Origin of the sequence: uncultured Roseovarius sp. (genome assembly GCF_913054395.1) — a bacterium.
Lineage (GTDB): Bacteria > Pseudomonadota > Alphaproteobacteria > Rhodobacterales > Rhodobacteraceae > Roseovarius.
The window spans coordinates 26,003-36,225 of sequence record NZ_CAJXIP010000023.1; the positions used below are offsets into that span (position 1 = coordinate 26,003).

Genomic DNA, 10,223 nt, shown 5'->3' on the forward strand with positions numbered 1-10,223 from the left:
CTAGTTCAGCGCCAGATTCAGGGCGCAGGCATCGGTGATAAGTTCAGGCCGGGTTTTGCAAAGCCCGCGCGCCACCTCGTAGGCGGCCAGCACCTTGGGCACGTAATCGCGGGTCTCGGCAAAAGGCGGCACGCCCTTGTGGGTTTTGACGGCGTTTTCACCGGCGTTATACCCGGCGAGCGCCATAACAACGTCGCCCTCGAATTCGCCAAGCAACCACTCCAGATAGGCCACCCCGCCACGGATGTTCTGATCGGGCCTCGAGGCATCGCGCACGCCGAAGCGGCTGGCGGTGGCGGGCATCAGCTGCATCAGGCCCTGCGCCCCGGCGCCGCTTGTCGCGTCGGCACGACCGCTTGATTCAACGGCGATGACCGCAAGTACCAGCGCGGGCGATACCCGCGTGCCGACAGTCTCGCGCAGGATATGGCGGCCCTCAGCCAGTGCGATATCCTGAAGCATCTGAAGGCGCGGCGCGCTTATCCTTTGACCGGCGGGCGGATTGCTAAGCTGCTCGGCCGCCATTCGCAGACGGGCCCCGGTGTCGGCCTCAAGCTCGGGCGGCACCAGTTTCCAGAACCAGCCATAGCTTGCCTCGCGCGGCGCGGGCAAATCATCGGTTCGGGTGGGAACGGCGCGGGGGGCCACGGCACTCTGGGGAGCAATCTGCACATTGATTCGACGCTTGACCCCGGCGGCCGGCGGCTTTTGGCGTTTAAAGGTAAAGTCAGGAAAAGGCGGCGGATCACCGGCATGCAGGGGGGAAGACCAGGACAGAATCGCGGTCATGGCAAGAACGATCAGGATTTTCATTGCGGGCTCTGCTCTGCCTCTGGCTGATTGATCGCAGTATCGCAAAGGTACGGATTTTTAGCCAGTATTGTCTTCGCCAAAGGAGCGCGCAAAACGGCATTTTCGCCACATTTAAACCGAAAAAAGTGAGAATCGGAATTTTCAACATTTTTATATTGTTTATTTTCCGTGGCTTACGAAAAATCTTTCACTTTTGTTAATCTTTACAAAAATAGCTTTAATGCCGCCCAAATCCCGCCCGAATTCGCTGGCTATATCAGGGCATACCACAAAGGTAGCAGGCCATTAAAACTCGACGGGCCCTACACCGAAGCGGTTGTTAAAACTGAGCAAACTGATCCTTTGGAGGGACAAACAATGATGAACTTTATCAAGCAATTCACAAAAGAAGAAGACGGCGCCGTAACAGTTGACTGGGTCGTTCTGACCGCTGCCGTTGTTGGTCTGGGCGTTGCGGGTGTGGCATCGGTCAACACCGGCATCACCGGTCTGGCCGGTTCAATCAGCACCGAGCTGAGCGGTGCAGGCGTTGCCGACCTGGGCACCCTGGGTATCGCCAACACCAGCACCACCACAACCACAACTCCCTAATATCGGGACACGGATCAGGACGTCGCCCTAGGCATGACCTGATCCTCGTCCGGCTTTTTCAAAGGCCGGCGTTAACACTGATGGCCGGAAATCCCTTGGATTTCCGGCCATTGGCTTGGCGGGAATGGGATTGACCGCGCAGGCGAAACAAACCGCCGCAGCGCCGCCCTGTTTCCCTGTTTTTGACATAATCGGTTTTTAGATAGGACGCTGAGGGTCTGGTCATCTGGCCAGACAACAGGTTTCGACGGAAAGGAAACACCATGCGTTTGGTATTCGGACTGGTACTTATGCTGGGCCTTGGGCTTGCGGGCTTTGCCGTATACATGGCCAAATCTTACATCCAAGGCTATCAGGCACAGTTGGCGATTGAGCGCCAGCAGCGCGCACCTAACATTGAAACGGTAGATATCTATGTCGCCACGCGCCCCGTGAAATACGGCGAGCCCCTGGACAAAACGGCCGTGCGCCTCGCGGCCTTTCCCAAGGCGACCTTGCCCGCAGGCGTGTTCACCAAGCCCGAGGGCCTGTTTCCCATGGGCGAAAACACACCGCGCACCGTTCTGCGCCGGATGGAAATCAATGAGCCGGTTCTGGCGGTCAAGGTGACAGCCCCCGGCGAAGACGCTGGCATCACATCGCAGCTGGAACGCGGCATGCGCGCCTTCGCCATCAAGGTGGACGTGACAAGCGGCGTGTCCGGATTTCTGCGCCCCGGTGACACGGTCGACATCTACTGGACCGGCGACGTGGGTGCGGGCAATGTGCGCACCGCCGAGAATTCGACCGGGGCCGTGACCAAGCTTATCGAAACCGGTGTCAAGCTGATTGCCGTGGATCAGGTTACCGACACCGATATGACAGAAGCCACGATTGCGCGTACGGTCACTGTCTCTGTGCGCCCCCAACAGGTCGCCGCTTTGGCGCAGGCGCAATCGAGCGGCCGACTCTCCCTGTCGCTTGTCGGCTCGCAGGATGACACGGTTGCCGAGGCGATCGAAGTTGACCAAAAGCGCCTGCTTGGCATCACCATCGAAGCGGCTAAAGAGCGCGTCGTTGCAGAAACCTGCAGTATTCGCACCCGCCGTGGCGCCGAGGTGATCGTGACACCAATCCCCTGCACCAATTGATGCCGGGCCAGACGAATCATGAGGGCACCCTTTGATCGGGTGCCCTTTTGCGTGTCGCGACGATTTCGTCACATCGTGGAAAAATCTGAATAAAAACGCATTGATTCTTGAAAAAAAGTTCGAAGTCCCTCAAGGTGGTTACAAGTACGGGCAGTAAGACCCGATAAAATGAGGCGTGATCGGAAAGGCAGGTCACATGAAAATACGTACCTATTTATGGGCGACGTTGGTCGGGCTTTCTTTTGCTGCGGGCCCCTATACGTCCATCGCACAAGCAGAAACCATTCGCGTAATTCGCAATGGAACAGGCAGCAACCTAAGTGTGCCAATGAACCGGGCCATCGTCGTCGAAAGCGACGTTCCCTTCGCAGAGCTAAGCGTCGCAAACCCTGCGATTGCCGATTTCTCGACATTGTCCGACCGCACGATCTATGTGCTGGGCAAATCACCGGGACGCACGACTCTGACGCTGTTGGACGCAACCGGTCAGTTGATCACCAATATCGACGTGCACGTAAGCGCCGATGTTTCCGAGTTCAAGGAACGCCTGCGCCAGATTTTGCCAAACGAACCGATCGAAGTGCGCACCGCGAATGACGGCATCGTCATGTCGGGCACCGTATCAAGCTCTGCCCGCATGCAACGCGCCCTCGAATTGGCGGAACGCTATGCCCCGGAACGGGTGTCCAACCTGATGTCGGTTGCAGGCTCGCAGCAGGTGATGCTGAAAGTCCGCTTTGCCGAAATGCAACGCAGTGTTTCCAAGGCGCTCTCAACATCGCTTTCGCTTGACGGGCGCACCGGCAGCGGCGGGCTTGGGTTTATCGGCGGCACCAACACCACCAATACCCAAGGCGGAATTCTCGGGACGATCGGTGGCTCGGTGCCCCTTGCAAATGACAATAACGGGGCCTTTGCCTTTGGCTTTGACGTCGGCTCTGTCGAAGTCGGCATTCTACTGGAAGCCCTTGAAACTAAAGGCGTTGTGCGCACTTTGGCCGAACCGAACCTGACCGCACTGTCAGGCCAGGAGGCTAAATTCCTCGCGGGCGGCGAATTTCCGATCCCGGTGGCGCAGGACCAAAACACGGCAATTGAATTCAAACCCTTCGGCGTAGAGCTTAACTTTGTGCCTCGGGTGGTCGATGATGGCATCATCAACCTGGAAATGGCTGCTGCGGTTTCCTCGCTCGATACGGCCAACGGGGTTCTTGCGAATGGGCTTAACGTGCCGGCGTTCCGGCGCCGCGATACCTCGACCACGGTATCTCTGCGCGATGGAGACAGCTTTGCGATTGCAGGCCTCTTGCAGGATGACTTCCGCGACAACAACGGTCAGGTGCCTTGGCTGGGCGACATTCCCATTCTCGGTACGCTGTTCCGCAGCGCCGATTACCAGCGCGCTCAAACCGAGCTGGTGATCATCGTTTCGGCACATCTGGTATCCCCCACCCGTGGCGAGGCCCTGGCCCTGCCGACGGATCGGGTGAAACTTCCGACCGAAAAAGACCTGTTCCTGAATGGCCGTGTCGCCAAGGGCGTGAAATCCAAAGGAGCGGTTGGCGAAGTTGCCAAGCAGGATTTCAGCGGCTCTTACGGCTATGTCATGGATTGATCGAAAGGCTGGATAATGAAACATCTTATCGCAATCGCTGGCCTTGTCGCCGCCTCTGCCTGTTCGCAACAGGGTGAAGTCTATCGCTCCTACTTCAACGAAGCGGGATCATTGGTGGATGGCGGCACCTTCGGCGACGCCAACATGAACAACCACCTGGCGATGACTGGCGAGCAGGGCTATGTTATTGACCTGTCGAACCGGTTTTCCAACGAGGTGACGAGTACCGTCAACTTTGCCTTCAACTCGGCAGAGCTGGACAGCGGCGCGCGAGATACCTTGCGCGAACAAGCCAACTGGATCCGTCAGTTCCCCGAAGTGCGCTTCCGGGTTTACGGACATACCGATGCTGTCGGACCGGACAGCTATAACAAGTCCCTCGGCATGCGCCGTGCGCAAGCGGTTGTGGCCTTCCTGGCGTCTCAGGGAATCAACGGTTCGCGTCTCGAGGCGGTCGCCTCCTTCGGTGAGACGCAGCCGCTTATCGTCACCCAGGGCCGGGAACGCCGGAACCGGCGGACCGTCACCGAGGTATCCGGCTTTGTCGGATCGAATCCGATCGTCATGGACGGCAAATATGCCGCGATCGTTTACCGCGAGTATCTCAATAGTGCCGTCCCCGCCTCCAATATCAAGATGGTGCAAAGCGGCAGCAGCATCGACAGCGAGTAAACACACACCAGTTTCTCCCTGTTCGGCCAAGGCCGGGCCAACTGAAACCCGCCCCAATTGGGCGGGTTTTTTGTGTCTAAAGACCGCACAATTACGATCTTTTGGCCCAAATGTCGCCAACATTTACAGTCATCTTCAATCAGTAATGAGCGTTCCCTCACCCATGAGGCGCCATGCAGAGAAAGTGACTTTTCCATGTTTCGCGGACCCTTCCGCGATCCCTGCATGGTGATGGCAGTAACAGGACCGATTAAATGAGCAGCATTGTGCTAAAACAACCCGAACCCAGTCCGATTGTCGCCTGTACCATAAGCCGCGACGTGCAGAATTTTGACCTGCTGATCGAGGATATGGAAACCGCACTTGGCGAAAGCTGGGGCGACCTCGGTTTTGCCGAGGCGCTGGCCTTTCTCAATCAGCCTGAGGCCAATTCCCTGGAATTCGTGGCGGTGGCAATTGATCAAACCGACGAAGACGATCTCGTCATGCTCGGGGAAATCATCAACCTGGCGAGCACAAAAGGCATTAAGGTCATCCTGATCGCCGAAGACGTAAGCCCCGCTGCGCTGCACCAGTTGCTGCGTCAGGGGGCGGACGAATTTGTGCCCTACCCCCTGCCCGAGAACGAACTGAAATCTGCCATCGAGCGGCTCCAGAAACCCTCGCCGCCCCCGCAAAGCGCGCCGGTTGCGACCGGGCGGGCAACCGCGGGCACGGGCGTGCTTTTGGCCGTCCAGGGTCTTGCCGGGGGCACCGGGGCCACGACCTTTGCGGTCAATCTGGGCTGGGAGCTGGCCAATGTCGAAAAGGCCGATCCGCCAAAGGTCTGCGTGCTGGACTTCAGCCTGCAACTGGGGTCGGTCGCCACCTTTCTTGACCTGCCGCGCCGCGAGGTCGTGTTTGACATGTGGGCCGATACCGAGAGGATGGATGACGATGTTTTCCGTCAGGCGCTTGTCTGTTTCGAAGAAAAGATGTGGGTCCTGACCGCGCCCCAGGAAATGCTGCCGCTTGACATGATCACATCGGATGACGTGAACCGCGTCCTCGACATCGCGCGGCGGCAGTTCGATTACGTCATCGTCGACATGCCCACAACCCTTGTCCAATGGACCGAAGCGGTCCTGCATGCCTCGCAGATCTATTTCACGACCGTGGAACTTGACATGCGCTCGGCGCAAAATGCCCTGCGGATGAAACGCGCGCTGAAATCCGAAGAGCTGCCGATCGAAAAGCTGCGGTTCTGCCTGAACCGCGCCCCGAAATTCACTGATCTGAACGGCAAAAGCCGCGTCAAGCGCATGGCCGAAAGCCTTGAGATCAACATCGAAGTGTTGCTGCCCGATGGTGGGCGCGCGGTCTGTCAAAGTTCGGACCACGGGCTTCCGCTTGCCTCGGCTGCGGCCAAAAATCCGTTGCGCCGCGAAATTGCCAAGCTTGCAAGCTCTTTGCATGAGCTGGGCAAAAGCGACGCAGAAGCCGCCTAGGAAAGGGTCCAGAACCAATGTTTTCCCGTTACAAGAAACCTGCGGCCACAAAGGCGGGCGCCGATACCAGCCCCGTGAGTGAACCGAAAACGGCACCGATCGAAAATACCGTGGTCTCGCCTTCTTTCCGCAAGCCCTTGCCGGTTGCACCCGCTGCGGCGGCGAGCGTGGACAAGGAACGCAAGCGCAAGGACCGGATCAGCGAGATTAAGATCGAACTGCATCGTGCGCTTCTGGACAACCTGAACCTGGCCGCGCTTGATACCGCGACGGAAGCTGACCTGAGGGCCGAGATCAGCTCAATCGCGGGCGAGATCCTCGAGGAAAAGGGCATCGTTCTCAACCGCGAGGATCGCGTGACCCTCACGCAAGAGCTTTATGACGAGGTCAAGGGCCTTGGACCGCTTGAAACGCTTCTCAAAGACGATACGGTCAACGATATCCTGGTCAACGGTCCACATCAGATTTTCGTGGAACGCGCCGGCAAACTGACGCTCAGCGATGTGACGTTCAAAGATGAAAAGCACCTGATGCGGATCATCGACAAGATCGTCTCGGCGGTGGGTCGTCGGGTGGATGAATCCAACCCTTACGTCGACGCCCGTCTTGCCGACGGCTCGCGTTTCAACGCCATGGTGCCGCCGGTCGCGGTGGACGGCAGCCTGGTTTCGATCCGGAAATTCAAGAAGGACAAGCTTGGCATCGACGACCTGGTCAAATTCGGGGCCTTCTCGGAAGAGATGGCTGCCTATTTGCAGGCCGCTGTTGCAACCCGTCTGAACATTATCGTCTCGGGCGGAACCGGCTCGGGTAAAACGACCACGCTGAACGCCTTGTCGTCTTTCATCGACAACTCCGAACGTATTCTGACGATCGAAGACACCGCCGAACTTCAGCTGCAACAGATCCATGTGGGCCGGATGGAAAGCCGACCGCCCAACGTGGAAGGCAAAGGCGAGGTTTCGCCCCGCGACTGTCTGAAAAACGCCCTGCGGATGCGGCCTGACCGGATCATCGTGGGTGAGACGCGCGGCGAAGAGGTGATCGACATGCTTCAGGCCATGAACACCGGGCACGACGGTTCAATGACCACGATCCACGCCAACAACGCTCGCGACGCCATTAGCCGTCTTGAAAACATGGTCGCCATGGCCGGGATCGAAATGCCGCTCAAGGCGGTCCGAAGCCAGGTCGCCTCGGCGGTCAACCTTATCGTACAGGCCAGCCGCCTTCAGGATGGCTCGCGCCGTATGACCTCGATCACCGAGGTGACAGGGATGGAGGGCGATGTGATCTCGATGCAGGAAATCTTTCGGTTCCAGCGCGTCGGCCTGAGCCCGGACAACAAGATTATCGGCCATTTCACCGGCACCGGCGTGCGTTCGAACTATTCAGAGCGGTTCCGGCTTTGGGGCTATGACCTGCCACCTCATATTTATGAACCCATCGCAGCGGAGTAACGCAGATGACCATCAGCGCAGAACCAATCATTTACGGCCTGATCTTTATCGGCGTTCTGGTCCTTGTCGAGGGCCTTTACCTGACGGTGTTCGGTCGCTCGATCAGCCTTAACAACCGGGTCAACCGGCGGCTTGAAATGCTGGACAAGACCGGCAACCGCGAAGAGGTTATGGAAAAGCTGCGCAAGGAAATGCAGCAGCACCTAAATGCGCGCAAGATCCCGCTTTATTCGATCCTTTCGGTCAAGGCCCAGAAGGCGGCGATTGCCTTTACCCCCAATCAGCTGATGATGCTGATGGGCGCGGTAAGCGTGCTTGCCTTTCTCGGCCTGACAATCGGCACCGATACCGCCATTCCGGTGCGCATCGCCGCCTCGATCGGGATGGGTGTCGGCGGGATTTTCACATGGATCAACATGAAGGCCGGCAAGCGCATGGGCCTGCTCGAAGAGCAGCTTCCGGATGCGATCGAACTCATGGTGCGTAGCTTGCGGGTCGGCCACCCGTTTTCCTCGGCGATCGGAATCGTCGCGACCGAGGTCGCTGATCCTCTGGCCACCGAATTCGGCATCATCGCCGACGAGGCCGCCTATGGCCGTGACATGGGCGAGGCCCTCAAGGACATGGCCGAACGCCTAGATATGCAGGATTTGCGCTTTCTGGCTGTCGCCGTGAACATTCAGCAGCAATCTGGCGGCAACCTTGCAGAGATCCTTGCCGGTCTGGCCAAGGTGATCCGCTCGCGCTTTCGCCTGTTCCGCCGCGTCAAGGCGATCACCGCCGAGGCGAAATGGTCGGGCAAGTTCCTTTCGGGCTTTCCCATCCTCGCCCTGATCGGCATCCAGGTGATCAAGCCGGATTACTATGACGAGGCAATGCTTCACCCGTACTTCATTCCTGCCGTGCTGATCGTGGGGACGTTTCTTGTCCTGAATCTGGTCGTCATGCGCGCACTTGTCGACATCAAGGTCTGAAAAGGAACACGCCATGAAACTTCTGACCCTGTCCACAGACCTATTGAGCGGCGCGCTTGGCCCCTTCGGCCCGATCATCGCCGCGGGCGCGATCGGCGTGATGCTAATTCTGGCCACCGTGCCGATCATGCTTCGGCAAAAGAAGGATCCGCTGGAGAAACTCAAGCAGGCCACTAGCGCCGCCAAGGGGGCTTCGGCGTCTCCGGCCCGCCTGCGGTCCAACGGGCGTAATTCAAAACTTGATAAGTATGCAAGTTTCCTCGAGCCGCAGGACGAAAAGCAACTCTCGCAGATGCGCCTGACACTTATGCAGGCGGGGTATCGCGACAAGGACGCGGTGCGCTATTTCCACTTTGCGCAATTTGCCCTTGGCATCGGTCTTTTGCTTCTGGGGGTGATCTATTTCATCCTGTTCAAATCGGGCGAGGACGTCTCGACGCAACAGACGATCATGTACATTCTCGGGCCCGGTGGCGTCGGCTATATGCTTCCCAAATATTGGGTCACGAAGCGCCAGCAAAAGCGCCAGGAAGAGATCACCGACGGCTTTCCCGACAGCCTTGACATGATGCTTGTCTGCATCGAGGCGGGGCAGTCCATGGATCAGGCGATCATCCGCGTGTCCGAGGAAATCCGTGCCTCCTATCCTGCTCTGGCCGATGAGTTTCAGATCGTTTCATTTCAGATCAAGGCCGGGCGTGACAAATCCTCGGTTCTCAATGAAATGGCCGAACGCTGTGGCGTTCAGGATATTTCAAGCTTCGTGACCGTTCTGGTGCAATCGCAGACCTTCGGCACGTCGGTCGGCGAGGCGCTCCGCGTCTATGCAGGCGAAATGCGTGACAAACGGGTCATGCGCGCCGAAGAAAAAGCCAACAAGCTGCCCACGAAGATGACACTGGCGACAATGATGCTTACAGTGCCGCCATTGCTGATCATTCTGGTTGGACCGTCCGCTCTGGGGATCATGAAACTCTTCGAGATGGCGGGCAAATAAACGGGGCACGATGACACCACGGGCGGGGCTATTCCCAGCGATTTTTCTGGCATTGGTCGGCTGCGGCGACCCACAGCCGCCAGAAGGGCCTTATGCCCCCGGCCCGGTGCCGGGGGCAGAAATCGTTGACGCGATGCTTGTCGGGCATCGGCTGATGGATGCGGGCGAATACGAACTGGCGCAAAAGGCCTATATGCGCGCGGCCGTGACCCAGGGCATGACAGCCGACATCCTGGCCGGCATGGGAAGCGCCAATCTGGGGCTTGGCCGCCTTGGCACCGCCGAACGCCTGTTGCGCAAAGCCATCGAGAAGGATCAGGAGTCACCGGAAATCTGGAACAATCTGGGCGTTGTTCTGGTGGAAAAGCGGGAATTTTTCGAAGCGGAACAGGTTTTCAGGCGGGCCTATGCACTTGATAATGGCGAAAGTGACTCAATTCGCGACAATTTGCGCTTAGCACTCGCAAAATCCGAAAATTCAGAC

At 58.1% G+C, this 10,223-nt stretch carries 10 protein-coding genes; 9 read left to right on the forward strand and 1 reads right to left on the reverse strand.

The window, feature by feature from the left end:
- Positions 1-813: a lytic transglycosylase domain-containing protein gene (locus tag QZ522_RS05375; protein ID WP_294608444.1), complete on the reverse strand. Its 813-nt coding sequence runs from the start codon at positions 811-813 to the stop codon at positions 1-3.
- A 168-nt stretch (positions 814-981) separates the two neighbouring features.
- On the opposite strand from QZ522_RS05375, the gene QZ522_RS05380 reads away from it, so the two are divergent.
- The 9 genes from QZ522_RS05380 to QZ522_RS05420 form a co-directional block, all read left to right on the forward strand.
- Positions 982-1,404 carry a hypothetical protein gene (locus QZ522_RS05380; protein WP_294608446.1) on the forward strand — a complete coding sequence of 141 codons (423 nt, stop codon included), beginning with the start codon at positions 982-984 and terminating at the stop codon, positions 1,402-1,404.
- Between the two features lie 263 nt (positions 1,405-1,667).
- Positions 1,668-2,534, forward strand: coding sequence for a Flp pilus assembly protein CpaB (gene cpaB / locus QZ522_RS05385; RefSeq protein ID WP_294608448.1), 867 nt, complete (start codon positions 1,668-1,670; stop codon positions 2,532-2,534).
- A 196-nt stretch (positions 2,535-2,730) separates the two neighbouring features.
- Positions 2,731-4,149, forward strand: coding sequence for a type II and III secretion system protein family protein (locus tag QZ522_RS05390; RefSeq protein ID WP_294608450.1), 1,419 nt, complete (start codon positions 2,731-2,733; stop codon positions 4,147-4,149).
- Positions 4,150-4,164: 15 nt separating this feature from the next.
- Positions 4,165-4,821: an OmpA family protein gene (locus QZ522_RS05395; protein ID WP_294608452.1), complete on the forward strand. Its 657-nt coding sequence runs from the start codon at positions 4,165-4,167 to the stop codon at positions 4,819-4,821.
- 254 nt (positions 4,822-5,075) lie between these two features.
- A complete protein-coding gene (locus tag QZ522_RS05400; protein WP_294608455.1) occupies positions 5,076-6,308 on the forward strand; it encodes an AAA family ATPase in 1,233 nt (410 codons plus the stop codon).
- A 17-nt stretch (positions 6,309-6,325) separates the two neighbouring features.
- Positions 6,326-7,768, forward strand: a complete 1,443-nt coding sequence (locus tag QZ522_RS05405) for a CpaF family protein (RefSeq protein WP_294608457.1) — start codon at positions 6,326-6,328, stop codon at positions 7,766-7,768.
- Positions 7,769-7,773: 5 nt separating this feature from the next.
- On the forward strand, positions 7,774-8,742 hold the full coding sequence (locus tag QZ522_RS05410) for a type II secretion system F family protein (RefSeq protein WP_294608459.1): 969 nt from the start codon (positions 7,774-7,776) through the stop codon (positions 8,740-8,742).
- A gap of 13 nt (positions 8,743-8,755) precedes the next feature.
- The gene (locus tag QZ522_RS05415) at positions 8,756-9,739 is read left to right on the forward strand and encodes a type II secretion system F family protein (RefSeq protein ID WP_294608461.1); all 984 of its coding nucleotides are present in this window, start codon (positions 8,756-8,758) and stop codon (positions 9,737-9,739) included.
- Between the two features lie 10 nt (positions 9,740-9,749).
- Positions 9,750-10,223 (forward strand): tetratricopeptide repeat protein (locus tag QZ522_RS05420; protein ID WP_294608463.1); only part of this gene is annotated, 474 nt, incomplete at its 3' end.

Excerpts from the sequence above, each read along its gene's own strand:
- QZ522_RS05375 (WP_294608444.1), bottom strand. The coding sequence starts at position 813 with ATGAAAATCCTGATCGTTCTTGCCATGACCGCGATTCTGTCCTGGTCT.
- cpaB (WP_294608448.1), top strand. The coding sequence starts at position 1,668 with ATGCGTTTGGTATTCGGACTGGTACTTATGCTGGGCCTTGGGCTTGCG.
- QZ522_RS05390 (WP_294608450.1), top strand. The coding sequence starts at position 2,731 with ATGAAAATACGTACCTATTTATGGGCGACGTTGGTCGGGCTTTCTTTT.
- QZ522_RS05395 (WP_294608452.1), top strand. The coding sequence starts at position 4,165 with ATGAAACATCTTATCGCAATCGCTGGCCTTGTCGCCGCCTCTGCCTGT.
- QZ522_RS05400 (WP_294608455.1), top strand. The coding sequence starts at position 5,076 with ATGAGCAGCATTGTGCTAAAACAACCCGAACCCAGTCCGATTGTCGCC.
- QZ522_RS05405 (WP_294608457.1), top strand. The coding sequence starts at position 6,326 with ATGTTTTCCCGTTACAAGAAACCTGCGGCCACAAAGGCGGGCGCCGAT.
- QZ522_RS05410 (WP_294608459.1), top strand. The coding sequence starts at position 7,774 with ATGACCATCAGCGCAGAACCAATCATTTACGGCCTGATCTTTATCGGC.
- QZ522_RS05415 (WP_294608461.1), top strand. The coding sequence starts at position 8,756 with ATGAAACTTCTGACCCTGTCCACAGACCTATTGAGCGGCGCGCTTGGC.